At 41.0% G+C, this 26,242-nt stretch carries 19 protein-coding genes; 6 read left to right on the top strand and 13 right to left on the bottom strand.

Annotated features, from left to right (window positions below; all coding sequences use genetic code 11):
• Nucleotides 1-158: 158 nt before the first annotated feature.
• Entirely contained in the window at nt 159-635 is a 477-nt protein-coding gene (gene ribH / locus AXF23_RS04285; protein ID WP_009010537.1) for a 6,7-dimethyl-8-ribityllumazine synthase, read from the bottom strand.
• Between the two features lie 6 nt (nt 636-641).
• Entirely contained in the window at nt 642-1,316 is a 675-nt protein-coding gene (locus tag AXF23_RS04280) for a tetratricopeptide repeat protein (RefSeq protein ID WP_107624424.1), read from the bottom strand.
• Between the two features lie 299 nt (nt 1,317-1,615).
• On the opposite strand from AXF23_RS04280, the gene AXF23_RS04275 reads away from it, so the two are divergent.
• Together AXF23_RS04275 and AXF23_RS04270 are read left to right on the top strand one after the other, a co-directional pair.
• Complete coding sequence (locus tag AXF23_RS04275; protein WP_009010535.1) at nt 1,616-2,722, top strand: DNA replication/repair protein RecF; 1,107 nt, start codon at nt 1,616-1,618, stop codon at nt 2,720-2,722.
• Between the two features lie 4 nt (nt 2,723-2,726).
• Nucleotides 2,727-3,017: a DciA family protein gene (locus AXF23_RS04270; protein WP_089366863.1), complete on the top strand. Its 291-nt coding sequence runs from the start codon at nt 2,727-2,729 to the stop codon at nt 3,015-3,017.
• Between the two features lie 1,034 nt (nt 3,018-4,051).
• Here the strand turns inward: AXF23_RS04270 and dapA are convergent.
• The 4 genes from dapA to AXF23_RS04250 form a co-directional block, all read right to left on the bottom strand.
• Nucleotides 4,052-4,936 carry a 4-hydroxy-tetrahydrodipicolinate synthase gene (gene dapA / locus AXF23_RS04265; RefSeq protein WP_089366862.1) on the bottom strand — a complete coding sequence of 295 codons (885 nt, stop codon included), beginning with the start codon at nt 4,934-4,936 and terminating at the stop codon, nt 4,052-4,054.
• Nucleotides 4,937-5,110: 174 nt separating this feature from the next.
• Entirely contained in the window at nt 5,111-6,037 is a 927-nt protein-coding gene (locus tag AXF23_RS04260; protein ID WP_107624423.1) for a DMT family transporter, read from the bottom strand.
• 10 nt (nt 6,038-6,047) lie between these two features.
• Nucleotides 6,048-6,809, bottom strand: coding sequence for a tRNA pseudouridine(38-40) synthase TruA (gene truA, locus AXF23_RS04255; protein ID WP_107624422.1), 762 nt, complete (start codon nt 6,807-6,809; stop codon nt 6,048-6,050).
• Nucleotides 6,810-6,833: 24 nt separating this feature from the next.
• On the bottom strand, nt 6,834-8,378 hold the full coding sequence (locus tag AXF23_RS04250; protein ID WP_107625790.1) for a ComEC/Rec2 family competence protein: 1,545 nt from the start codon (nt 8,376-8,378) through the stop codon (nt 6,834-6,836).
• 111 nt (nt 8,379-8,489) lie between these two features.
• Here AXF23_RS04250 and AXF23_RS04245 point away from each other — a divergent pair, with 111 nt between their 5' ends.
• Nucleotides 8,490-9,323 (top strand): EFR1 family ferrodoxin, encoded by an 834-nt coding sequence (locus AXF23_RS04245; RefSeq protein WP_107624421.1) that lies wholly within the window; start codon nt 8,490-8,492, stop codon nt 9,321-9,323.
• Between the two features lie 14 nt (nt 9,324-9,337).
• Nucleotides 9,338-11,158 carry a M6 family metalloprotease domain-containing protein gene (locus tag AXF23_RS04240; protein WP_107624420.1) on the top strand — a complete coding sequence of 607 codons (1,821 nt, stop codon included), beginning with the start codon at nt 9,338-9,340 and terminating at the stop codon, nt 11,156-11,158.
• Nucleotides 11,159-11,821: 663 nt separating this feature from the next.
• Here AXF23_RS04240 and AXF23_RS04235 read toward each other — a convergent pair.
• The 3 genes from AXF23_RS04235 to pheT all read right to left on the bottom strand — a co-directional run bounded on the left by AXF23_RS04235 (nt 11,822) and on the right by pheT (nt 17,301).
• Nucleotides 11,822-13,486, bottom strand: coding sequence for an AMP-binding protein (locus AXF23_RS04235; protein ID WP_107624419.1), 1,665 nt, complete (start codon nt 13,484-13,486; stop codon nt 11,822-11,824).
• Nucleotides 13,487-14,088: 602 nt separating this feature from the next.
• Complete coding sequence (locus AXF23_RS04230; protein ID WP_089366684.1) at nt 14,089-14,820, bottom strand: YebC/PmpR family DNA-binding transcriptional regulator; 732 nt, start codon at nt 14,818-14,820, stop codon at nt 14,089-14,091.
• A gap of 12 nt (nt 14,821-14,832) precedes the next feature.
• Entirely contained in the window at nt 14,833-17,301 is a 2,469-nt protein-coding gene (pheT, locus tag AXF23_RS04225) for a phenylalanine--tRNA ligase subunit beta (protein WP_009012073.1), read from the bottom strand.
• Between the two features lie 332 nt (nt 17,302-17,633).
• Here pheT and AXF23_RS04220 point away from each other — a divergent pair, with 332 nt between their 5' ends.
• Complete coding sequence (locus AXF23_RS04220) at nt 17,634-18,518, top strand: KPN_02809 family neutral zinc metallopeptidase (RefSeq protein WP_107624418.1); 885 nt, start codon at nt 17,634-17,636, stop codon at nt 18,516-18,518.
• Nucleotides 18,519-18,870: 352 nt separating this feature from the next.
• Here AXF23_RS04220 and AXF23_RS04210 read toward each other — a convergent pair whose 3' ends face one another.
• Nucleotides 18,871-20,445, bottom strand: coding sequence for an NAD(P)/FAD-dependent oxidoreductase (locus tag AXF23_RS04210; RefSeq protein ID WP_107624416.1), 1,575 nt, complete (start codon nt 20,443-20,445; stop codon nt 18,871-18,873).
• A gap of 154 nt (nt 20,446-20,599) precedes the next feature.
• Between AXF23_RS04210 and thrA the strand changes: the two genes are divergently transcribed.
• The gene (gene thrA, locus AXF23_RS04205) at nt 20,600-23,035 is read left to right on the top strand and encodes a bifunctional aspartate kinase/homoserine dehydrogenase I (RefSeq protein ID WP_107624415.1); all 2,436 of its coding nucleotides are present in this window, start codon (nt 20,600-20,602) and stop codon (nt 23,033-23,035) included.
• Nucleotides 23,036-23,113: 78 nt separating this feature from the next.
• On the opposite strand, the gene AXF23_RS04200 is transcribed toward thrA, so the two are convergent.
• From AXF23_RS04200 to AXF23_RS04190, 3 genes are read right to left on the bottom strand one after another with little or no spacing between them, the layout of a single operon-like run.
• A complete protein-coding gene (locus tag AXF23_RS04200; protein WP_107624414.1) occupies nt 23,114-24,109 on the bottom strand; it encodes a hypothetical protein in 996 nt (331 codons plus the stop codon).
• A 38-nt stretch (nt 24,110-24,147) separates the two neighbouring features.
• Complete coding sequence (locus tag AXF23_RS04195) at nt 24,148-24,363, bottom strand: hypothetical protein (RefSeq protein WP_107624413.1); 216 nt, start codon at nt 24,361-24,363, stop codon at nt 24,148-24,150.
• A 45-nt stretch (nt 24,364-24,408) separates the two neighbouring features.
• Nucleotides 24,409-25,482, bottom strand: coding sequence for a hypothetical protein (locus AXF23_RS04190; RefSeq protein WP_107624412.1), 1,074 nt, complete (start codon nt 25,480-25,482; stop codon nt 24,409-24,411).
• Between the last annotated feature and the right edge of the window lie 760 nt (nt 25,483-26,242).

Below are 26,242 nucleotides of genomic sequence, written 5' to 3'. Positions count from 1 at the left end.
ATATACTTGAAAAGCAAGACAAAATCATAAAATCTTACTTTCTTCTGACAGACACTTAGCTCTATCGGCTTAAAAACAATAGAAACGAAGAAAGGCAGTAGGCCAACGGTCTGTTACGTTGGCTACTGCCTTTAATATTTTCTTAATATACTATCTTGCTAAAACTTAGCCATCTTGATAGCATCAATCGCACATTCATCGCCCTTATTTCCAAGCTTACCACCACTTCTATCCTTGGCCTGCTGCAGGTCGTCAGTGGTCAGAAGACCATAGATAACAGGGATATTCTGTGATGCGTTAAGGCGAGCAATGCCGTATGTCACACCTTGACAGATATAATCAAAGTGAGGTGTCTCACCACGAATGACGCTGCCAAGGATGATAACTGCGTCGAATCCGTCGTTCTTAGTCATCATCTGTGCACCATAAACGAGCTCGAAACTACCTGGGACAGTCTTGATGTGGATATTCTCTGGGATTGCTCCATGCTTCTCAAGCGTCTTAACAGCACCGTCAAGTAAGGCACCTGTTATCTCAGGATTCCACTCCGCAACAACGATACCAAAGCACATGTTACTTGCATCTGGTACGCTCTGTGCATCATAGTCAGATAAATGATGAAGTTCTGTTGCCATGTCTAATTAGTTAGAAGCACGCTCAATGTACTTGTCAATATCCTGATAGAGAGGAGAGTTGACGTAAGTCTTCTTGATATTCTTATAGATTTCAAGTGCCTCAGCCTTCTTACCTTCGCTCTCAAGAAGGACACCTGCCTTGCGTAAAGCCAAAGGAGCAATACTGAGGTTAACGTTATCAGCAGCCTCAGAATCAGCCATCTTAGCAGCTTTCTTGAAGCATTCTACAGCCTTATCGTTCTGATTGTTGTTAGCATAGATGTCGCCAAGAGCCATCTGAGAGGCTGGACTAATCATCTCGTCATCGCTGGTACTGAACTTCTCAGCGTTCTCCAATGCCTTTGCCCAGTTTGGTTTAGCCTGATGAGCATAGCAAAGAGCAACATAAAGGTTAGCGAGATTGCCTGCATCTGTCCCACTGTAGTCGCTTTGTATCTTCTGGAAACCAGCAAGAGCTTGGTCGTATTGCTGACCATTAAAGAGAGTCTGGCTCTTAGCCAACTCTGTGCTTGCCTCGTCCTCACGTGGTTCAGAGACAAAGTTCTTGTAAAGGAAGAAACCAGCTACGACCACAACGATAGCTATTACAGCAATAATAATAGGCTTCTTGTACTTCAAGAAGGCAACTTCTGATTGGATTAGGGCATCTTCATGTGTACCCTGTTCTTTGTTGTTTACCATTTTTATGTTATGATGTTTTTTATTTATTCTATTTTAGAAGGTGCTTATTATAGCGGGACAAAATTACTCAAAAAGTCGCACATATTGAAATTTATCAACGACTTTTTTCTTTTATTGAATAGAAATGAGTTAACTTTGCAGAGAATGGAAAGGAATAACATAGCGAATAAAGGTTTATCTATATTAACACAATAACAATGATTCTTCACGCAGAAGACCCTATAATCCTCTTGTTCGGACAGACTACAAAAGGCCTAATAAGCTAAATTACTTAACATTCAAAGCAATAAGACAGGACAATGCAATTAGAGAAACTATCCATTATAAACTATAAGAATATACAGACGGCAACGTTAGATCTGTCGCCTAAGCTCAATTGTTTTATTGGTCACAATGGTGAGGGAAAGACAAATCTACTTGATGCTGTTTATTACCTCTCCTTTTGTAAGAGTGCTTTTAACCCTAAGGACTCTGAGGTGATGCGCCATGATGCAGACTACTTTGTATTGGAAGGTGACTATAGTACGGATGCTGGTGAGCACGAACAGGTGTATTGTGGTATGAAGCGTGGCTCAAAAAAGCATTTCAAACGAAATAAGAAAGAATATAAACGACTGTCACAACATATCGGACTCATCCCACTCATATTTGTTTCTCCTGCTGATGCAACACTCATCGAAGGAGGAAGTGAGGAGCGAAGGAGGTTGATGGATGTTGTTATCTCACAATATGACACCCCCTATATAGAATCGCTTAGCCGATACAACAAGGCGTTGCAACAACGTAATAGCCTACTGAAGCAAGAGGAAGAACCAGACCCTACCCTCTTAGAACTACTTGAGATGCAGATGGCGGAGCATGGTGAGGAGGTTTATAAGAAACGAGCAGCCTTCGTAGAGGAGCTTACCCCCGTATTTCAACATATCTATCAGACAATATGTAGTGAACGTGAACAAGTGTCGTTGGAGTATGTCTCACATTGTCAGCGTGGTAGTTTATTAGAGGTAATACAACGAGATCGGGCTAAGGACCGTATCATGGGTTACTCTCTCCATGGCACTCATAAGGATGACTTGATAATGAAACTTGGTGGTTATCCTATGAAAAAAGAAGGGAGCCAAGGCCAGAATAAAACCTACGTATTGGCATTAAAACTTGCACAATTCGATTTCCTACGACGCACAGCAGGAAATACAACACCCTTACTGCTCCTTGATGACATCTTTGATAAGCTCGATAGTAGTCGTGTTGAACAGATAGTACGCCTTGTCTCAGGCGATGATTTCGGTCAGATATTCATAACAGATACAAACCGTGACCACTTAGATAAAATCCTACAAGGCAGTGGATTTAATTATAAACTATTCTCTGTCGAAGGAGGAGAAATCAACGAAAAGGAAGGATAGAAATATGTTTAGACGAAAAGTACAACCTTTAGACGACTTGCTCAACCAGTTCCTACGACAGGAAGGACTTGAGTCGCCCCTATTACAGAAACGCCTTATTGCAGCGTGGGATACGGTAGCTGGGCCGACTGTGGCACGTTATACCCAAGAGAAGTTTATCAAAAATCAAACCTTATTCGTAAAGATTATCAACCCTGCTTTACGTGCTAACCTATCTATGATGCAGTCCGACTTGACCAAGAAGCTTAATGCTACCGTAGGTTCAATGGTCATTTCCGAAGTGAGATTCTACTGAGTAGGACCTCTATCCATAAGCTAATAACAAGCTCACTTAGCCTTTGAAGCTACAGAACAGTAAGTCGACAAAAACTTACTTAGCCTTTGATATAATAGAGAAGTAAGCTGACAACTATCATACTTACCCTTTAAATATACAGAATAGTAAACCGATAGCAATCTTACTTATCCTTTGATATAACAGGAAAGCAAGTCGACAAAAAACCTACTCAGCCTTTGAATATACAGAATAGTAAACCGAAAGCAATCTTACTTATCCTTTGATATAACAGGAAAGCAAGTCGACAAAAAACCTACTCAGCCTTTGAATATACAGAATAGTAAGCCGTTAGCTATCTTACTTATTCTTTGATATAACAGGAAAGCAAGTCGACAAAAAACTTACTTAGCCTTTGGTATAACAGAAAAATAAGTCGATAAAAAACTTACTTAGCTTTTGATATAATAGAAAAGTAAGTCAACAGCAATCTTACTTACCCTTTGAATCTACAGAATAGTAAGCCTGCAACTCCCTTATTTTGCCTTTGAAATAATAGAGCCGTTCATCATCACCCCAACACCTAACACCCATCACCCATCTTCCTAACACCCATCACCCACCCTTCCTTGTAATTGATACAAATCAAGAAACGCCAAATAAGGTACAAATTATGCGTAAATTATTTGGTGTGTGCGCAAACAATGCGTACCTTTGCATCGTCAAAAGACAAATAATAGATTGTTTAGGTTAGTAGTAATAGATTTAGGTTTTTAGTTATTTAGTTTTAAGGTAGAACAAAAGAGATTGTTCAGAGGATACAAATAGGTTTTTAGTCTAGGTAAATAGAAAGATTGATTAAGGGTAACATTGATGCAAGATGATTGGGGATTGCCGTGAGGCATGAACCAAAAGTCAAGCATAAAACAGAGATTTCATACAAGAAATAGAAAAGAGCATGGTAGGTTTCCTATCATGCTCTTTAGTTGTATTGTCAAAATAAAAGGGCAGTCACCTGCCCTCTACTTATACTATTAATATTATACTTACCAACCTTAGATTCTCATACCTTTAAGAATTTCATTCATCTTCTGCTTTGTCTCAATACGTGTTGGAACCAAAGGAAGACGCAAGACATTCTCTATCATACCCATATCGTTTAAGAGAGCCTTACAACCTGCAGGGTTACCGTCAACAAAGAGAAGTTTATAAAGTTCGGTGAATTGGTGATGTATTTTACGTGCTGGCTCATACTCGCCTCTGAACTCTAAGCGAATCATACGAGAGAACTCCTTTGGAAGCGCATTACCTATAACTGATATCACTCCTACTGCACCACTCGCAATCATTGGGAAGGTCAGTGCATCGTCACCACTGATTACCTCAAAATGCTTTGGTTTATTCTTGATAATCTCATCAACCTGCTCCAGATTGCCTGAAGCCTCCTTTATAGCTACAATATTAGGGAACTCAGATGCAATACGAACAGTTGTTTCTGCTGTCATATTAACCCCTACTCGACCTGGTACATTATACAAGACAATAGGAAGCGGACTAACGTTTGCGATAGCCTTAAAATGCTGATACAGACCTTCCTGACTTGGCTTATTATAATAAGGACAGATACTTAAGATACCATCAATACCGCTCCAGTCAGTTGTCTTAATCTCTTCCACGACAGCTGCTGTATTGTTTCCACCGCAATATTTAAGGATTGGAACACGCCCATTAACGACCCGCTTGATAACAGCAGTCAGTTCGTTCTTTTCTTCAAGCGTCAAGCAAGGAGCTTCACCCGTAGTAGCAAGAATACAGAAGAAATCGGCACCATTATCTAAATGATAATTAACCAGATTTTCAAGTGCCTCATAATCAATGCTGTAATCTTCCTTGAAAGGAGTTATCAAAGCTATACCTAAACCATGAAATATATTCTGCATAGTAAATATTGTCTTTTAAGCGTCCCACGATAAAGACTCCTCGGAGAGTTAATGCGCAGTCCTATTCATATTAAAACGCTGAAGGTGCGTCTATCAATATCGTTGCAAATATAGCAAATAATTATCAATAATCAAAGACTTTTACTCTTTATCTTATAAGCCTACACCAATCATTTATCGTGAACCTATCCAAAGGAATATCATACCAAGGAGAACAAAACACATGTCAATGGCTTTTGCCTTTAGATTTCTCTCTCTGAACAATACAGCTCCACACACGAATGAGACGAGTACAGAACCTCGACGAACCATCGACACAATAGATATCATTGCTCCAGGCAGTGATAGTGCATAGAAATAGGCGAAGTCTGCCATTGACAAGAAGATAGAAATAAGCAGAATAGACCATCTCCAAGAGAAATGTACACGCTCCTCTCCCTTCTTATGATTATTAATAAGGTAAATCAACAGCACCAGTCCCATCATTACACACTGATAGATATTATACCAGCTTTGCGCCATCATACGATCAAGTCCGGCACCTCCTTCCTCAGGACTAGCCATAAGGTATTTGTCTAACAATCCACTACATGTACCCATCAATGCCGCTAAGACAAGAAAGAATATCCATTTGTTATGCTTAAAATCAATGCCTTCCTTCTTACCACTTCTTGCCAATAAGAAGAGTGAGACGATGGCAAGACAGACACCTACCCACTGCCATCCATTCAATCGTTCACCAAAGACAAGCATCGCACCAACAAGTGTCATCACTGGGCGAGTGGCATTAATAGGACCGACTATCGTCAAAGGTAATTGAGCAATAGCAAAGTAGCCAAAGACCCAAGAAAGGAGTACTATCACGCTCTTCAGCATTATCCATCGGTGCATCTCCCAACCACCAGCGCCAACATGAAGGATACTTGAATCAAGAATGTGGGTATATTGAGATAATAATATCAATGGCAAGAAGATCGCCGAACAAAAGAGTGTGTTGAGGAATAGTACGGGTATGACATCATTCCCACGAAGAGAATACTTCTTCGATGTGTCATATAACCCCAACAAAGTAGCAGACACAAACGCTAAGAGAATCCACATAAATATAATACTAATACTTTATATCCCAAAGGAAGAGGGCATTACCTGGCATACTTTCGCCTGCTTCGTTTCTTGTTCCCTCATCAACAATCTTCTTGAAATCGTCCAATGACAAACGACCTCTTCCTACATCAACCAATGTACCCACAACTGCACGTACCATATTACGTAAGAATCGGTTAGCTGTTATTACAAAACACCAATTTGTAACATTATCATCTGTTGTCAATGCAAACTCGTTATTTACAGGATACCACCGTGCTTCTATCAGCCGACAAATTGTTGTCTTCACGTCAGCCCCTGCTTTACAGAAACACTTAAAGTCTTTCTCGCCTATCAGATAAGCTGCAGCTTCGTTCATCTTATCAAAGTTTAAAGGATAACGGAGCTCACAAGAATACTGACGCGAGAATGGTTGTTTCCCTGTATGGACATAGTAATGATAGGTACGTGACGTTGCTGAGAAACGAGCATGAAGGTTTTCATCGACAGCTTCTATCTTACTTACAGATATATCACGTGGCAAGAGTCGATTCACTTTATAGACAAGCTGTCCACAGTCAAAGGCCTGCTCTGTGTCAAAGTGTGCGACCATCATTCTTCCATGTACGCCTGCATCTGTACGACCTGCCCCTGTTATAGATATCACACTTCGAAGTATTGTAGACAAAGCTTTCTCCAACACTTCTTGTACTGACACTCCATTGGGTTGTATTTGCCAGCCATGATAGGCTGTACCATCGTAGGAAAGGGTGATAAAATATCGTTGCATAACTATTTGCAAAGGTACAAATAATTACTTAAACTCTATCTTCCCTGCCAAGAAACTCCACATAATCCATATTGCCATTAGCATGAAATAATAGATAAAAAGCTGTAAGAGGGTTATATGGATATTCTCAATACTGGTGTAAGGGTGGCTTGCAAGCCAATGAAGGGAGGTATTCATATACTCTGTTATAATGCTAATAAACTTGCTTACATAATATGCGATAGATGGCAAAGGGGTAAGTATTAACAGACAGAATGTTGCAGGGATGATAACCATCGTACATGGAATTGCAACAAGGCTACTAATTGCGAAAACTGTAGACACCCTTCCAAAATAATATGCAATCAAAGGAGCTGTACCTAATTGGGCTGCACATGATACTGCTATCATTCCCCATACCCACCTGACAGGCGAGAGTAGCTTTCCATACCCTAAAGGGATTAGCTCGTATATAAGTGGATAAAACAGTAGAATGGACCATACAGAAATAAATGACAACTGAAAACTTATATCGAAAAGTTGGTAAGGATTGATAATAAGCAATATGATTGCGGTCAATGCTAAGGTGTTAACTGACAAACGAACTCTATTCAATAGCGTTACAAAAGAGTATATCGTTAACATGACAGCAGAACGAATAACGGACGAAGACATCCCAACTAAAATAACATAACCCCAAAGGATTAACAGGATAAGAATTTCACATACCGCCCTCCTAAATAATCGAGGAAACAATCGTTCACACTTACCCAGTAAGAAAACCAGCAATCCGTATAGTATTGTCAGATGTAAACCAGACAATGCCAGGACGTGACTTGCACCTGTTAATGAATAATCCTCTTTAACATCCTTATCTATTAACGATTTATCTCCAAGCGTCATTGCTGATACAATAGCTAAATGAGTGCGATCGAAATTGCGCTCTAAAAGTCTCATAAGTCTTAGTCTGTAGATTCCAGCAGCTAAAGATGTACGCTGAAGAAAACTCATTTGACGAAGACTAACTTTCGCTCTCTGCCATTGATTATACAATATAAACGTTTCAGCTAAATATCCATGTCGTTTTAACCATCGGGCATAATCAAACGTTGCATCTGAGAAATTCATTGGTTTCTCAAGGTAAGCTGTAGCCTCTATCCCATCTCCTATCTGTAATGTTCTATAGCGATTGGTTATCGTGTCACGAAGGATAGAGGCTCTAACCATGATAGGTCTATCTTTTGTCATAGCCATTAAGTCTACTTGCACCACCTTTCCATGAACAATGGGATTACTCAATAGAACTGCCTTAAAGGTTATCGGCGTATCAGGTAACCGTATCTCTGATGATTGCCGCTTCATAGAAACAAGTGTCCCACCTATTAGAAAGACAGTTGAAAGCAATAGCAGACTTTGAATATACTTCATCTTCCATGTGAAATAAGTAATGATAATCATACAAACCATAATTACCCACCACACAACTGATGTAATATATTCTTCTAACGCATCTCCAACAGCAATCCCTAAAGCCAATGGCACGAGTAGTTTTACTGAAGGATACATCAATAAATCTATTTTCTTCTTCACAGCATTAAGCCTTTCATGTATTACCTGCAAATGTATGAAAAAGTTCTGATAAACAACAACATTACACGTCCTTATCTTGCAAGATTTACAAAATATCAGTACCTTTGCCACATGATATTCTACTTTTCTGGTACAGGTAACAGCAAATGGGCTGCAAAGACATTAGCATCAGAAACTGATGATAAACTTGTTTCAATCCCAGAGGTAATCAACAAAGATTGTTCTTTTACCTTGGAAGAAGGTGAACAAGTAGGTTTCATCTTTCCTATACATGGTTGGAGAGTTCCAAGTATAGTAAAAGAATTTCTAACTAAATTAACAATAAAGACTGAAGCAGGAGATACTCCGCTCGTTAAACATTATTGTTTTTGCTTGGTTACAGCTGGGGATTCTATCGGCAAAGCTATGGAACGCTTTTTGCAACAACTAAAGAGTACAACAGTGGGTGACTCACTGTCATTGGAAGCTGTGTATTCTTTGATTATGCCAGAGTCATACGTTGGCTTACCGGGTATGGATGTTGATACGAAAAAGAAAGAATTAGAAAAGAAGGAACTTGCATCAAAGCAGTTAAAAGAGTTCTCTAAGATAATCAAACAACGTTCCCATTTGGGAAATAAACAGATATGGGGTTGGGAACAACTAAAGCGAGGTCCTATTCCTTCCTTCTTCTCCGGACCTGTAGGAGGGTTCTTTGAACGTTTCCTCATCACAGACAAACCCTTTCATGTAGACAGTCGTCGATGTGTGAAGTGTGGTATTTGTGCTAATGTCTGTCCTGTTAGTGACATCAAAGGGGGCTTAGGTTATGAACCTGAATGGATACATAATGGGAAATGCTTGACTTGCTTCTCATGTTATCATCATTGTCCACACCATGCTATTGACTTTGGTAAACGAACACAGAAGAAGGGGCAATATTTCTATAATAAGCTAAGTAAATAGAGTTAAACAAAGATATGATTAGAACATTCAAACAACTGACTATTTTCGTATGTCTTATGCTTTGTTCCCTTACCACTTGGGCGGCAAAAGCTGTTTCTATCCCTGTACAAGTAAGACAGGCTGATGGTTCTGTTATTACTGTCATCTTGCGTGGTGACGAACATATCAACTGGTACACAACCCTTGATGGTGTACTACTTGTACAAGGTGCAGATAACAACTACTATATCGGTAAAGTTGAGAAAAGTGGCAACCTTATTGCTACGAAACAACTTGCACATGAAGCATTGACTCGCTCACAAGCTGAGCGTAACTTGATTGCTAAGCAAGACAAGGAAAAGTTCTTCGCTTACGTTAATAAGATTGCAGAAGAATCTGAAAACGCTTACAATAACTCTCCTCTTACACGAGGACCAATCATAGATACCGGCTACGGTGGTGTTCCTTATTTCCCTCACACTGGTAGCCCAAAGGCCCTTGTTATCCTTGCAGAGTTCCAAGACGTACCATTTACTATCCAAGATACAAAGAGAATATTCACAAACTATTTGATGAATGAGGACCATTTCACAGAAACTCGTTATGGTCAGAATCAGAACTACAAAGGTGTTCGTGGCTATTTCAAGGATTGTAGTTATGGACAGTTTACACCTGTCTTTGATGTTATAGGACCTGTCAAATTACCTAAGCCACAGGCCGTATATGGCGAAGGGATACATGATAGAATGGACTTATTGCTTCCTGATGTATGTGAAGCTGTTGATGATTCAGTCAACTTTGCGGATTATGATGCAAACAATGACGGAATGGTTGATTTGGTTTATGTTATTTATGCAGGTTATTCTGCCAATTATAGTGGAAATAAAGAGACTGATATATGGCCAAAATCTGGTACTGTTAATATCTCCAATACGTATGATGGAAAAAGCATTCATCGCTATGGTGTGAGCAATGAACTTGCTGGTGATGAAAACAAGACAAAAGGCAAGGAGAAGATTAATGGTATAGGCTTATTCTGTCATGAGTTTTCTCATACACTCGGACTCCCAGATATCTATGCTCTTGATGAAGAAGCGAAGAACCAAGATGACCAAGGTATGGAGTTCTGGGACCTCATGGATGGTGGAACAGATGTACGTGGTGGACGTGTACCAGCATCTTATCTTGCATGGGAACGTGAAGTTATGGGTTGGATGAAGATTGATGAACTCAAAGACAGTTGCAATATTAAGAACCTAAAAAGCATCGACAATGGTGGAAAGGCATACAAGATTGTCAATCCTAATGACTCTAATGAGTATATCGTATTGCAGAGTATACAGAAAGGACCATGGTATCAAGGTTGGACAAAGGATAATTATGCCAAGGGGTTACTTGCTTATCGCATATCATATCCGTCTAACAAGATAAATGTATTTGATTTTCCTAATAATAAAAAGGGTAAACCACGAGTCATCCCTATCCCTGCTGATGGTAAAATATTAGCTGGTAAAAATGCTACTTCATATTTAGAATATGTTAATCAACATAATGGCGACCTTTACCCTTACAATAGAATAGATTATATAAGTGGCTTTAAGATGTTTAATGGTTCAATATTAGAGAAATCTATCGTGAATATTAAAGAGAATGATGGAGGTGATTCAAATAATAACTATGTAAACTTTGAGTTTAAAAATGGTCTTGTTCCTACTGGCATTCAGTCACCTTCAATCGTCGAAAGAAGCATTTCTGACAACCGCATCTATACCCTTGACGGCAGATATGTAGGTACTGATGCTTCTATCTTACCGCATGGCATCTACATTCAGAACAACAAGAAGTTTGTAAAATAATACTAACTTCAGAACATACATAAAGCCGCCTCTTTATGGGAACGAACCATTCTGTGGTGGCTTTCTTTATCTTTCAAAATAGCATAGGCACTTATCAGTTGATAAATAGGAAGCAAACAAAGTATCAGGACATACTGTTTCAAAGTTACTCTCCTCTATTACTTCCAAAATCTATCATGGCTTCTTTCGAGCAATGCAGACATAAAGTCTACTAAAGTTAGAGATGGATTATCACACTAAAATACAAGAATAAGTTTTATTTTAGTTTGCTGTCACTTTTAACATTTCGTGTATCCACACTGTTAATCAATAAGTTAAGTAACGGAGACAGATGACAGAAATGACAGGAAAATTGGTTTTCAAAAAATCACCTTACTGTATGTACAACAAAAGAGACACAAAGATTACTCATGTGAGGTAGCTTTTATTCTTCCATACATTGGAAGAACAAGGTACTACCCAAAACATAATTATAGCTCTATTCAGCCTCTACAAATTAGGTTCAATGAACGCCCCTTACCTTATTATACTATCTAACAATAACCTTCACAACCAGTTCTCTCAAACGTGTTAATACTCAGCACATCATGTGCGAATACATATCACCTATAGTGCTGAGCGCAAACACATTACAAAGAGAGCGTTAGGGAGGACTGTATTATCTTACTTCTCTTGATAGAGATAACGCTTTATACTCTTCTTCGGAGTCTTGGCAAACTCCTCATCACGCAACTCTATTGCTGAGAGATGGCAGAAAGATGGAAGCATAGCATTCAGTTCTATACGATTCTGCTCCATTATCTCTTGCAAATCTGATTGCGAGAAGCCCATCTCTTTAGCTTCATCAAGATCTGGATGAACCAAACCAACAATCTTGTCGCCACGCTGGATAACGATACACTCACTCACCATTGACATAGAGTTCAGCTTGTCTTCTATCTCTTCTGGATAGACATTCTGACCATTAGAGCCTAAAAGCATATTCTTAATGCGCCCACGGATAAACAAATGACCATCCGCACTCATCGTCCCAAGGTCGCCTGTATGATACCAGCCATCCTTATCAAGCACCTCTTTCGTTGCCTCTTCGTTCTTATAATAACCAAGCATAACGTTTTCACCTCGTGTAATTACCTCACCTGGAACATGCTCTGGATCAGGACTAACAATCTTCACCTCCATATTCAAAGCAGGTGTACCGCAAGAGCCTGGTACAAAGTCTTTGTAGTCACTGAACGTTACCAATGGGCCACACTCCGTAGCACCATAAACGCTTGTTATAGGGAAATCAATGCTTACTAAGAAGTCTTCTATCTCTTTATTAAGTGCTGCTCCACCCGTTACTACCTCGTATGCATTGCCTCCAAAGCATTCCATAACGATTACTCTAATCTTTTCTTTCACTTTCTTGCTTACCACTGGCATCTTTAACAGCATTCGGGTAGCTGTACTCTGGACCCTTGGAAAGACATTCTTACGGATAATCTTCTCTACAACCATTGGTACTGACATAATGATAGCAGGATGGATGTCTCTACATGCTTGAGCTATCAAAGAAGGACTCGGTAGACGTGTGAGGAAATAAAGATGACTTCCAAAACAGAACTGACAGATGAACTCGCATATCATACCATACATGTGTGCCATCGGCAATATACAAAGCACTTTACTATCGGGCTTGATATGTGGTTTTATATCAGCTATTGCCCATGCGAGATTACTACGAATAGAGCGATAACTTAGCATAACACCCTTTGAGAAACCCGTCGTCCCGCTGGTATAATTAATCAGTGCAAGGTCGTCAGCCTCATCCTTAAAATAGTTAACATCCTCTGCACGGAAGAATTTAGGGAATTTCTTACCAAAGAGTGCATTAAGGTTTTCACGCGCATTTGTCAATGACTCTGAACGAGAAAGTATCAACGAGAAATCTGGTAGATAGATAATACCTTCCAACTGGGGCATCTGTTCGCCATCAATCGCTGTGGCTACTACATCACCAACAAAGAGGAGCTTTGCCTCTGAATGGTTTACTATGTTATATATTTGTTCGGGTTTAAACTCATTCTGAACGGGTACTGCCACAGCTCCATAGGTTAGAGTTGCAAAGAAAGCAACTGCCCATGAGGAGGAGTTCCGACCACAAAGGGCTACCTTATCACCCTTCTTCAAACCACTATTAGCAAAGAGTATGTGTAACTTCTCTATTTTCCGCGCTACATCATGGTATTGAAGTGTAGCACCAAGATAGTCGGTAAGAGCATCTTTGTCCCAGTTATCCTTGATACTCTTCTCTATACACGCGTTGAAACTATTTATAGCATCCATTGCACAAAAGTATGATTTGCGTGCAAAGTTAAGTAAAATTCTGCACATTCACAAAAACTTTGTGCAAGAAAAACATACTATTTGTACAAATAGAAAGAAGCCCCTACGTGCACAGATAGTTATAGTAGGTGGATTAAGCAAATCTTATTTTATTACCCTATCACCCTTATCGTCTTATAAGAAAGACCTATTCAGAAATCCGCACATGCCTTATTTAAACTCATACGAATTACCGTAGAACAGCCAATATCAGGACTTTCTCACATCAAAGGGATTGCTATTAAAATCTCGAATAAGCCTTAAAACGAAAACTATCAAGCAACAATGAAGTTCGAAAACATAAAAGGCCAATACAACCCAATCACTTACAACCCTTTCACATAATGGCGAATATGAAAGAAAATAGTAAAAGACAAAGAACAAAAAAGAGACTATATCAGAAATGTTAAGATACACGACCCATATATCCGCAGCAGCAATTAATATGGGAGAATGAGTATGGCTCACCACCCACATGTGCTGGCTCATTTCTGAGATAGTCTCTTTCTATATTTTTAAAACCACTTACACCTTATTATATATAGGTGCACATGGAAATGATATTATTCCTCAGCAGGCTTCATGTTAGTGTAGACATTCTGCACGTCGTCGAAGTCCTCCAAACGCTCAACCATCTTATCGATAGTCTCACGCTCCTCATCAGTAACGTCCTTTAAGTCGTTAGGAATACGAGTGAACTCTGCAGAAGTGATTTCGAAACCATTGTCTTCCAAGTGCTTCTGAATCTCGCCGAAGCTTGTAGGCTCTCCGTAGATTGTGATTTCGTTCTCTTCTTCATCCTCATCGTACTCATCGTCAACTCCATAGTCAATCAAATCAAGGATCAACTCCTCCATATCTACACCCTCTTTCTTCTTGAAGGAGAACACAGCCTTATGGTCGAAAAGGAAGCTAAGAGAGCCCTGTGTACCAAGATTACCATTGAACTTATTGAAAATAGAACGAACATCACCAACCGTACGAGTAGTGTTGTCTGTCAATGTATCAACAAACACAGCAACTCCATGAGGACCATAACCCTCGTAAGTCACCTCCTTGTAGTCGCTGGTATCCTTACCCATCGCATTCTTAATAGCACGCTGGATATTGTCCTTCGGCATGTTCTCACGCTTACATGTAGCGATGATAGCACGAAGGCGTGGGTTATTCTCTGGTTCAGGACCGCCAGCTTTAACAGCGATAGCGATTTCTTTACCTAACTTAGTGAACGTACGGGCCATGTGACCCCATCTCTTGAGCTTAGTTGCTTTGCGATATTCAAATGCTCTACCCATTGGATTTGTTTATTAACGGAGTTCTGCTCCGAGTTTATTTGTTAAATTCTTTATTAGTTTCTGCATGATGGCGTCTATCGCCTTGTCGTTGAGCGTCTTGGTCTCGTCCTGCAAAATGAAGTTTACTGCATAACTCTTCTTGCCCTCAGGGAGGTTTTTACCCTGATAAACATCAAAGAGTTCGACACGCTTCAAGAGTTTCTTATCTGCTTGACGAGCTATCTCCTCTATCTGTGCAAACTCTACATTATTGTCGACCAACAAGGCAAGGTCACGACTAACAGCAGGATATTTAGATATCTCTTGGAACTGAAGTTTATTCTTGCGGATAGCCTTCATCAGTCCTGCCCAGTCTAAGTCTGCATAATAAACCTTCTGGTCAAGACCGAAACGCTTCAACAGTTTATGGCTGAGAATACCCATCTCAACGAGTACCTTACCAGCACGCGTCTTCAAAGCTATTGCCTTGTCGAACACGTTGTTATCCGACTTCTCACTAACAAGTAAGCCCTGTGCAACACCGATACGACGGAGGATATTCTCGACATGTGCCTTCAATTCATAGAATGAACTTTCCTCGTCAGGATGTGCCCAAGAACCTTGTACACGCTTACCTGTCACCCACAAAGCCATGTGATAGTCTTGTGAATATGCCTTAACAGGATTTTCCTCTGTCCATCTCTCCTTATTGTATTTATAAACATTACCTACTTCAAAGAAACGGAGGTTCTGTGCCTTACGATTTACATTACGTACGATACTCTCCAAACCACCAAAGAGAAGGGTCTGACGCATCACACCTAAGTCTGCTGAAAGAGGATTCATCACCTTCACGGTCTCCTCCCAAGGATAAGCATTGAGACCTGCCTCCTCATAGTAAGAGCTCTTTGTGAGCGAGTTGTTCATAATCTCTGAGAAGCCAGCACCTACCAACTGTTCACCGATAATGTTCTCACGATGATAGTTCTTGTCGGCCTCCTCTGCTATTGTCAATGACGACTTCAACTCTGTAGGTATCTCTACATTGTTATATCCGTAGATACGCAGGATGTCTTCTACTACATCACAAGGACGCTGTACATCGACACGATAAGGTGGAACCAGGAGGTTGAGGCCCTCTGCATCTTCATTTTCTACCTTCATCTCAAGGCTCTCTGCAATACGCTTAATCGTATCATGACCGAGCTTCTTACCAATAAGACGGTCGCAATACTCATAGTTCAAACGAACAGGGAAACCTTCCATCTTCGTTGGATACTCGTCACATATCTCCATGCTAACCTTTCCTCCAGCAAGTTCCTGACAAAGGATTGCGGCCTGCTTGAGGGCATAGACAATGCCATTAGGGTCTATACCACGCTCGAAACGGAAGCTGGCATCCGTAGAAAGACCGTGACGACGAGCACTCTTACGAATCCATGTTGGATGGAAATAAGCACTCTCTAACACTACGTTCTTCGTTGTTTCGTATGTACCACTACCCTTTCCACCGAAGACACCAGCTATACACATTGGGTCCTCTTCATTGCAGATAGCGAGGTCGTGCTCGCCAAGGATGTGCTCTTCACCATCTAAGGTAACGAACTTCTTACCCTCGTTCTTGTCCTTAACGATGATGTGATGTCCCTTAACCATGTCTGCATCAAAGCAGTGCATAGGCTGTCCATAGGCCATCATGATATAGTTAGTAATATCCACGATATTATTGATTGGGCGCAAACCGATAACATTCAGCTTGTCTTTCAACCACTGTGGACTTTCTTTCACTTCGCAATCAGTTAAACTCAAACAAGCATAACGGCGACAAGCATCCGTATTCTCGATTGTCACCTTGATAGGGAGATCATGGTTATCAACCTTGAAAGCATCACAAGAAGGGCGATGTAATGACGTCTTATAACCATTCTGTATCAACCAGGCATAGAGGTCGCGCGCCACTCCATAGTGACTCAATGCGTCCGCACGATTGGCAGTGATGTCTATATCTATCAGCCAGTCGCTGTCTAAGTGATAGTATTCTGATGCTGGCTGACCCACTGGTGCGTCCTCTGGTAACACGATAATACCATCGTGAGCAGTACCGACACCAATCTCGTCCTCGGCACATATCATACCAAGACTCTCTACACCACGCAGCTTACTCTTCTTAATAGTAAACTCATTGTCGCCATCATAGAGTACACAACCTAAGTCGGCAACGATTACCTTCTGGCCTGCTGCAACATTCGGTGCACCACAGACGATCTGCTGTGGCTCTCCCTTGCCAAGGTCAACAGTTGTTACGTGGAGATGATCTGAGTTCGGATGTGCCTCACAAGTCAGTACCTTACCGACATACAAGCCCTTTAATCCACCACGTATCGTCTCTACCTCGTCCAGTGACCCTACCTCCAAACCTATTGAAGTGAGCGCAACAGCAATCTCTTCTGGACTAAGATTGAAATCAACGTATTCCTTTAGCCATTTATATGAAATCTTCATTATGTTGTTATTTGTTTGTTCTGAAAATACATGCAAATTTACGAAAAAACTCAGATATAGCAAAGGGATAAAAGAAAAAAGCCGTTGTATGGGGCGAAAGTAGCTGTTTATACCGTCACTATAAAGAGATTGCAGCTCCGTACACCAGCACAGATAACTGGTTTTTCGTACTCTTTCTCACTGCCTTTTGTTAGTAAAATCGCAAGGATTTTAGCGTTCATTCATTGTTTCGATACCAACGGAACGGAACCACAATACTTGCAGATATCAAGATAATGCCTTACCTTTGTCGACATAGAAATAAGTGGAGAATAAAAAACAAAGCAAACAATATGAAACTTACAGGACGTAGAGAGAGTAATAATGTAGACGACCGTCGTGGCATGGGTATGGGTACTAAAGCGGGTATCGGTGGTATTGGCGGTATCATCCTCATTGCTCTTATTACCTTTTTGAGCGGTGGAGACATGGGTGATGTGGTAAATAATGTCTTACAACAAGAGCTGCAAGGACCAACTGAAGTGCAGACTGGCGGACAACAACATCAGTTTTCTGCGGAGGAAGAGAAACTTGCGAACTTCTCTAAACAGATTCTTGCAGGTACAGAAGATGTGTGGACTGAACAGTTTCAGTTGCATGGCATGCGCTATCAATACCCTACCCTCGTCCTCTATACTGGTGCTGTACAAACTGCTTGTGGGGATGGCTCCGCTGCAATGGGACCTTTCTATTGTTCGGCCGACCAACGCCTTTATCTCGACTTAAGTTTCTTTAGTGGTATGCGTAAGGATTTAGGATTAAAAGCAAAAGGCGACCTTGACTTTGCCTACGCCTACGTGATTGCGCATGAGGTGGGTCACCACGTGGAGTATCTCCGTGGTATTCTTGGGAAATGTCATGCTAAGATGGCACGTGTAAATAAGGAAGAGGCTAACAAACTGAGTGTAAAATTAGAGCTCCTTGCCGATTACTACGCTGGATGTTGGGCTCATTACGATAATGAAAAGTATCAAAGTCTTTCTGATGGCGACATCGAAGAGGCTATTGACTGTGCTGAGAAAATCGGAGATAACTATCTTCAGAAGAAGGCACGAGGCTATGCTATACCTGAGACTTTCACCCACGGCACCTCTGAACAACGTATGTACTGGCTGAAGAAAGGTATCGACACAGGCGATTGGAACACAACTACCTTCTCACCAGGCGACTTAGACTAAAACATTAACTATTTTCTTTATGGCTAATAAGGCTCTTTTATCAGGTAGAATAGGCCTTAACAACACCCACAGGATACTCCTTGTAGGAATAAGAAGGCTGTGGAACTTTGAATTATTACCATGATAAAAAAGAATTATCATCACGATAAAAAATATTTCTTTTCATGAAGAAAAATATTTTTTATCGTGAAAATAATTCGACAAAGGGATTTTATAGCAGTCGAGAAGATTGTTATAACTCACCTAACACCTTCTCAATCATGCGATTAACAGTGCTTTATTATCATCTTACTATCAAGGCTCAAGGTTCTATCCTTTGCTTACCTTCGTATGAGAAAAGTAGGATCTAAAGTTATAACTGTTGTAGATAGGCAGCGACCATCTCAGCGCATCGCTCTCCATCAATACCTGCGCTGACAATTCCACCAGCATAACCAGCACCCTCAGCACAAGGGAATAGACCTTCGAGACGCACGTGCATGAGGCGTTCTCGGTCTCGAAGAATACGGACAGGCGAACTGGTACGAGTCTCGGAGGCTATCATTACAGCTTCATTAGTAAGGAAACCATGCGCTTGACGACCAAAGGTTTTGAAGGCTTCTTGCAGTCGTTTTGTCACAAAAGACGGCATCCAAAAATGTAGTGGACTGGATATTAGTCCCGGCGCATAGCTCGACTTAGGAAGATCATACGACAGACGATTGTTTACAAAGTCGGCCATACGCTGTGCCGGAGCCGTCTGCTTGCGATTTCCCTGCTGCCATGTGTCACGCTCTAATTGCTCTTGATAATGCATGATGCGCAACACGTCTTCTCCTTCTACATCCTCTGGGTTCAATTGAACGACCATACCAGCATTCGACCACTGCGTTCCTCGGTTGGCTGGACTCATCCCATTGGTGACCGTTTGTTCGGGTCCTGTAGCCGAAGGTATCACAAAGCCGCCCGGACACATGCAGAAGGAATAAACGCCACGACCCTCTACCTGCGTCACAAAAGAGTATTCTGCTGTTGGGAGATACTTACCCTTCCCGTTCTTATTATGGTATTGTATCTGGTCAATCAGGTGGGAAGAGTGCTCTAATCGTACACCGACAGCAATCCCCTTTGCCTCCATCTCAATGCCAGCATCAGCAAGATAGCGATAGACATCACGTGCAGAATGACCCGTGGCAAGGATTACCGGACCATGAAACTCACGTTTCACGCTGACCATTCCACCATTGTCAACAGCCTCAACACCGACGACTTTATCGCCATCAAGTATCAATGAGGTCATCTTAGTTTGGAAGTGAACCTCCCCTCCACAGTCGAGTATGGTGTTACGCATGTTCTCTATCACCCGTGGAAGCTTGTCTGTACCGATATGTGGGTGGGCATCAGCGAGGATAGCAGGGGATGCTCCATGCTGACAAAAGACGTTTAGAATCTTGTCGACAGGGCCACGCTTCTTACTTCTTGTATAGAGTTTCCCATCCGAATAGGCTCCTGCTCCACCTTCACCAAAGCAGTAATTCGACTCAGGATCAACCTCTTGCGTCTTTGAAATCAGGGCCATGTCTAACTTACGATCACGCACATTCTTTCCTCGTTCGAGGACGATTGGACGCAAACCTAATTCTATCAGTTTCAGAGAAGAGAACAGACCAGCTGGGCCTGCACCTACCACAATGACCGAAGGACGGCTACTTACGTCTTGGTATACAGTCTTTATATAGGGGTCGTCTTGCGGAAACTCGTTGATATAGACACGCACTTTCAGATTTACATAGATGTCACGATGACGCGCATCAATAGAACGCTTCAACACCCGAACACGATAAATGGTACGCTCGTCCAGTCCCTTCTCCTTAGCAAGATAGCTTTTCAAGTTGTTTTCACTATAGGCAATCTGGGGCAAAACACGTAGCTGATATTCCTCTGTCATATATAGTAATACTTCTTCTTTTTGACGCAAATTTAATCAAATATATCGAGATATTCGTTGGCTATTGCAATATTTCTTATTATTTTTGTGGCTAAGTTTCGCACCTCCCCCATTGTTAAGGGGATGCTAAATAATAACAAATAGAATATCAGAAATGAAAGTATTAAAGTTTGGTGGAACGTCCGTAGGTTCTGTTGCGAGTATTCTAAGCCTGCAAAAGATTGTCGAGAAAGAGGCTAAACATCAACCGATTATTGTGGTTGTAAGTGCCTTAGGGGGTATAACAGATCAGCTTATTGCTACCTCTCAGCTTGCCTTGAAGGGGGATGAAAGGTGGAGAAGTGAGTTCGATTCTATTGTTGCACGACATCACAAGATGATTGATGCGATTATTACCGACCCTCATGACCGTGAGAGTCTATTCAACAACGTGGATAGTCTCTTTGAACAACTACAGTCTATCTATTATGGTGTTTTCTTAATCCACGACCTTAGTCATAAGACTGAGGATACTATTGTTAGCTATGGCGAACGCCTTAGTTCGAGAATAGTAGCTACGCTCATCCGTGGAGCGAAGTGGTTTGACTCACGTAAGTTCATAAAGACAGAAGAGAAGCAGGGCAAGAGAAGTCTCGATTCAGAGCTAACCAACAAACTTGTTTTAGATACTTTCTCTGACCTTCCTCGTATCTCTCTTGTACCTGGTTTCATAGCACAAGATCGCGACTCTGGCGATATCACCAATCTTGGACGTGGTGGAAGTGACTATACAGCGTCTATCCTCGCTGCCTCTCTCAATGCTGAGGTGTTGGAGATATGGACGGATGTTGATGGCTTTATGACGGCCGATCCACGTGTTATCAAGAGTGCATATACCATCAATGAACTGTCATACGCAGAGGCAATGGAGCTTTGTAACTTTGGTGCAAAGGTTGTCTATCCTCCAACAATATACCCTGTCTGCGTGAAGAACATACCGATTAAGGTGAAAAACACTTTTAATCCTGACGGGAAAGGTACGATTATTAAATCACACGTTGAGAACAATCAAAAGCCTATCAAGGGTTTGTCATCTATAAAAGGTACGACGGTCATCACCGTGACGGGCCTTTCTATGGTGGGTGTCGTTGGTGTCAACCGGCGTATCTTTAGTTCTCTTGCCAACAATGGTATCAGTGTCTTCCTTGTGTCACAGGCTGCTTCAGAGAACAACACCTCTATCGGTGTGAAAGATGAAGATGCTGACAATGCCGTGAGAGTACTCAATGATGAATTCCGACTTGAGATAGAAGATGGTCGTATGTTCCCTATGCACGCTGAGAGTGGACTTGCCACTGTAGCCATCGTAGGCGAGAACATGCGGCGAACACCAGGCATCAGTGGAAAGCTATTTGAGGTTCTTGGACGTTCAGGTATCAGTATTATTGCTATTGCACAAGGTGCGTCAGAGATGAACATCTCCTTCGTTGTGAAGGGAACTGACCTAAGGAAAGCACTGAATGTACTTCATGATTCACTCTTCTTGTCGGAGTATAAGGTGCTTAACCTCTTTATATGCGGTGTCGGAACAGTAGGTGGTATGCTCATCGAACAGATTAAGAGTCAGTATGAAGAGTTAAAGCAAAACTCTAACCTGAAGCTAAAGGTGGTGGGCATCGCCTCCTCTAAGAATGCTATCTTCAATCGTGACGGATTAAACTTAGACAACTATCGAGAGGAACTCAAGGCGAGTGAGCCGTCAAACCCAGAACATTTGCGTGACGTAATACTACAGATGAATATCTTCAACTCGGTATTTGTGGATTGTACTGCCTCCCAAGACGTGGCTGCACTCTACCAGTCTTTATTGGAGAATAATATCTCTGTCATAGCAGCCAACAAGATTGCAGCATCTGGAAAGTACGAGGATTACTATCACTTAAAGCAGACTGCCATACAACGTGGTGTTAAGTTCCGCTTTGAAACGAACGTAGGTGCAGGACTGCCTATCATTGGTACGATCAATGACCTACGTAATTCGGGGGATAAGATACTTAAGATTGAGGCCGTACTGTCTGGTACGCTTAACTTTATCTTCAATGAGATTGGAGCCGAGACTCCCTTCTCTGAGACCGTTAAAAGAGCCAAAGAGCAGGGCTATAGTGAGCCTGACCCACGTATTGACCTTAGTGGAAAGGATGTCGTTCGCAAGTTAGTTATCCTTACACGTGAGGCTGGATACAAGGTAGAACAGGAGGATGTTGAGAAGCACCTCTTCGTCCCTAATGATTATTTCCAAGGTTCTGTAGAAGACTTTTGGAAGCGTCTTCCTGAGCTTGATGCCAACTTCGAGCAGCGTCGAGAGAAACTTGCAGAGGAAGGTAAACGCTGGCGTTTCGTCGCAACGATGGACCATGGCAAGACTAATGTTGCTCTGAAAGAGGTCGATTCAAGCCATCCTTTCTATAACCTTGAGGGTTCTAACAACATCGTTCTACTAACAACCGACCGATACAAGGAGTATCCTATGCAGATTCAGGGCTATGGTGCTGGTGCGTCAGTGACTGCTGCTGGTGTGTTCGCCAATATCATGAGCATTGCTAACATATAATATTAGCTTGTTTATATACCAACAAGAAGAGGGGCATACGGCGTTGTATGTCCCTTTCTCAGTATTCAATAGCCAGCCTTATAACACCAGTTTCCAAACCGTATTCTCGGTCTCCATGTCGCCAGACTCCTCATGGAACGTGAAGCCTTGGGGCTTCTTTCCTTCCACACTTATATCTATTACCGACATAACATTACGTTTGATAGTGAGCTGCTTCTGCTCTTTCTCTACCGTCCCATCGTCCTTTGTCCATGAAACACGAAGGTCTATTGTCGTTTGATAACCATCTTTAGTCCCATTCACCACGTCATAGAAGGAATAAACAGCCCTATTGTCATACATCGGACTGTCCTTTGTCAGAGGAATACCCCAGCCTACATAGTTGACTACAAGTTTACCTTCATCGGGCGGTGTCACCTTAAAATGCAAACCAAACACCGACCGTTTCATATCGAGTGTCAGGTCTTTTGTTGCCTTAGGACTAAAGGAGTCGATTGTAGCATACAGCTTCGTAATACGTGGATAATGTATCGTTCGACCGTCGGCAATAGTTGTTTCACCTTTTGTCAGACCGTTAAGATTCTCCTCTTTAGATAACACAAAGCTATTTGTTAACCGTGTTCCCTTATCCGTTCCATGTAAGAAAGGAGCAAGATACTCGCCATCCTTCAAGAATATTCTATCATCTCCTTCCTCTACAATCAGGCACTCTACCTTGTAAAGGTTCTCAACATTCATCTTCAAAGCAATCTTTGAAGCATTGGTAAACAGACCGTAGGCATACATAGAATACGTCTCTTCATTGGGCTTCTTCTCGTACACATTGACAGCATAAAACTTCTTCTTCGTTTCACCAGTGACACCTCTACTAAACGGTAGAGGCTTTGCGCCCATCGCATCCTCAAATGTTTCGATATGCAACTCCTTAGGATGAATACGCACAACTCTGGTTAGCTTGTTCTTTGAATTACGAGACTTTGTCCCCTCATCGACATTGTCTAACACTGGTTTCTCACATGCGGCTAATGCTAATATACATACAATAAGCCAAATCCACGCTACTTGTTTTTTCATATTAGTTATTTTTTAAGTTAAGTTATGGTCGTTCTGTATTAATCATCCCACGCTGGGAAGGAATCATCTAATCCTAAGTCTGGGAAGGAAGAGCCCTTTGCCAATTGGTTCTGATCTCCTTCATATTGATTATGTACATCATTTCGTTCACTTCTCAACACACTATGTCCCGCTCTTGTTTGCGAACTTCCTAACAAGAAAGAACGTGAGGATACATAATAAACTGTTATTAAGGGCTTAATATATGTTTTCATATTCAATTACTTTAAGTTGTCAAAAGGAGTATATAACAAAGTCGTTTATCGATTTAAGTATTTCTTTCCACCAACGATTATAATACCTTTATAGTCCTTACTAACCTGTTGCCCTGCAAGATTATAGATTGGACAGCACTGGTGAACATCATCATTTACCGTGGTGGAATTGATTCCTAAAGGTATATCAAAGGTGAAATTAGACTTTGCTTGTGTAGCTACTGTTGGCGTGTAGACGAGGTAAGCTTTATGAGCCTTCGTCTGAAAAGCCTTGCCATCAGGCTTATTCCAATAAAAGCCTACGCCATTACTGCCCTTAGCAAAGACATAATATAATGCGCCCCCAACCGTTTCTGCATCCACATCAGAGCCTCGTAGGGCATTAAAAGCATCTCCTTCGCCTTCTTTAGTCGTCTCCTTGAAAAGGTAATTACCCTCCTCTGCTTCTAAAACTACAGCCGTACCACTCGGAAGGACATCATTCTCTTGATACGTCTTACTCACTGAAAGAACGTTATCAACAATCTTATACGTTCGTGCTACGACTCCTTTAGGAATAACAAACGATTTCTCACCATAATAAAAAGTAGCTCGCTTGGCTGAAGAAATGTCGATAGAGACCGTGTTCTCAGCAGGTTCTATAGGTTTGACTGGCTCATAAGTGACTTTTATAGACGTAATGAAACTACCGTTACTGGTCGTAGGAGTAAAGGAAATACTTTGTTTATTACCTTTCCATTCCTGTCGATAAGAATCCTTTCCACCTTTTTTTTCCTTAGAAGTAGGCATTTTATTATCATCATCATAGACACTAAGACGCTTTCTACCATCTACAATAGAAAAAATAACTGACGTAATCTCACAACTAACTCCTTTTATTGTTAATAGACTATCACTAACAAGTCTTACACAAGAAAAGTCATTTGGAACAGAACACTTTGGTGAGTATAATTTCTTTGAACGTGTACTAAACTCCAACACAATTCCTTCCTTCTCAATTCTAAAGGGAATTTCTTCATCTTTAGAATACTTCGAGAAATCAAAGAGAACAGACTTCTGTGCCAGAATGGATATTGGGAACAGTAGCATTAGACATGAAAAAATGAGTTTCTTGGGCATAGTTGGTAAAGATTTGTATTATATTTTTTAAGGTTAAAGTTGGTCCTTTCCTTCTCTACTACAAGAGGACAGCAGCCAAAAACGACCTTGTTTTCAACATGGTAAATAGTATTTATCGTTGCAAAGATAAATAAAAAATAAATAAAAGGAAAGTAAAATAAAAGAAAAAAAGCCAACTTAATGAACCTTAAAAAGCCTCTTTTTCTCCATTTATAGACATATATTTGCATTCAGTATAGCATAAACTATAATTAGTCAATAAACTTTTAGAGTAGAATATACGCATAAATATGATCACACAGAGCAGAGATTTATTCATAGACCCAACTTAAGTTTTATATTCATCAGCCTTTTCGAGTCAGATGTCAAGCACTATCTATTATCTTAACGTCAATTACATATATCTCTTACAGGGGTATCTTTATGCTTACCCTCTACCCCATTCGTGGAGAGAAAAGGCCGTGTCCACCACACTTTGAGTTCTACCTGCATGTAAAAACCTCCGTTACTCTGTAAGAAAAAAGACTCCCCTCTATCTCTATCAGTATATTCTATGGAAATACCTCAGCTATCAATCCACTCTTAGAGGAAATCAACAAGAATGCGAAAAATCATTACATCACAACGAGTTAAACGACCTCAACACAGGAGTATAATGTTTCTCAAAAGCAAGTTTATAACTTTCAAGAAATCAACAGGTTACATACAGTATCAAAGAAGACGCCTTTCTTGCTTCAAGAAGAGCGTCTTCTTAACCCAA

The sequence above is a fragment of the Prevotella sp. oral taxon 313 genome (assembly GCF_003043935.1).
GTDB lineage: Bacteria > Bacteroidota > Bacteroidia > Bacteroidales > Bacteroidaceae > Prevotella > Prevotella jejuni.
The sequence above is the reverse complement of the archived record's forward strand: the minus strand, read 5'-3'. Positions and strand labels throughout refer to the sequence as shown.

Bases quoted from the DNA above. Each gene is read 5' to 3' on its own strand.
- ribH (WP_009010537.1), bottom strand. From the start codon at position 635: ATGGCAACAGAACTTCATCATTTATCTGACTATGATGCACAGAGCGTA.
- AXF23_RS04280 (WP_107624424.1), bottom strand. From the start codon at position 1,316: ATGGTAAACAACAAAGAACAGGGTACACATGAAGATGCCCTAATCCAA.
- AXF23_RS04275 (WP_009010535.1), top strand. From the start codon at position 1,616: ATGCAATTAGAGAAACTATCCATTATAAACTATAAGAATATACAGACG.
- AXF23_RS04270 (WP_089366863.1), top strand. From the start codon at position 2,727: ATGTTTAGACGAAAAGTACAACCTTTAGACGACTTGCTCAACCAGTTC.
- dapA (WP_089366862.1), bottom strand. From the start codon at position 4,936: ATGCAGAATATATTTCATGGTTTAGGTATAGCTTTGATAACTCCTTTC.
- AXF23_RS04260 (WP_107624423.1), bottom strand. From the start codon at position 6,037: ATGTGGATTCTCTTAGCGTTTGTGTCTGCTACTTTGTTGGGGTTATAT.
- truA (WP_107624422.1), bottom strand. From the start codon at position 6,809: ATGCAACGATATTTTATCACCCTTTCCTACGATGGTACAGCCTATCAT.
- AXF23_RS04245 (WP_107624421.1), top strand. From the start codon at position 8,490: ATGATATTCTACTTTTCTGGTACAGGTAACAGCAAATGGGCTGCAAAG.
- AXF23_RS04240 (WP_107624420.1), top strand. From the start codon at position 9,338: ATGATTAGAACATTCAAACAACTGACTATTTTCGTATGTCTTATGCTT.
- AXF23_RS04235 (WP_107624419.1), bottom strand. From the start codon at position 13,486: ATGGATGCTATAAATAGTTTCAACGCGTGTATAGAGAAGAGTATCAAG.
- AXF23_RS04230 (WP_089366684.1), bottom strand. From the start codon at position 14,820: ATGGGTAGAGCATTTGAATATCGCAAAGCAACTAAGCTCAAGAGATGG.
- pheT (WP_009012073.1), bottom strand. From the start codon at position 17,301: ATGAAGATTTCATATAAATGGCTAAAGGAATACGTTGATTTCAATCTT.
- AXF23_RS04220 (WP_107624418.1), top strand. From the start codon at position 17,634: ATGAAACTTACAGGACGTAGAGAGAGTAATAATGTAGACGACCGTCGT.
- AXF23_RS04210 (WP_107624416.1), bottom strand. From the start codon at position 20,445: ATGACAGAGGAATATCAGCTACGTGTTTTGCCCCAGATTGCCTATAGT.
- thrA (WP_107624415.1), top strand. From the start codon at position 20,600: ATGAAAGTATTAAAGTTTGGTGGAACGTCCGTAGGTTCTGTTGCGAGT.
- AXF23_RS04200 (WP_107624414.1), bottom strand. From the start codon at position 24,109: ATGAAAAAACAAGTAGCGTGGATTTGGCTTATTGTATGTATATTAGCA.
- AXF23_RS04195 (WP_107624413.1), bottom strand. From the start codon at position 24,363: ATGAAAACATATATTAAGCCCTTAATAACAGTTTATTATGTATCCTCA.
- AXF23_RS04190 (WP_107624412.1), bottom strand. From the start codon at position 25,482: ATGCCCAAGAAACTCATTTTTTCATGTCTAATGCTACTGTTCCCAATA.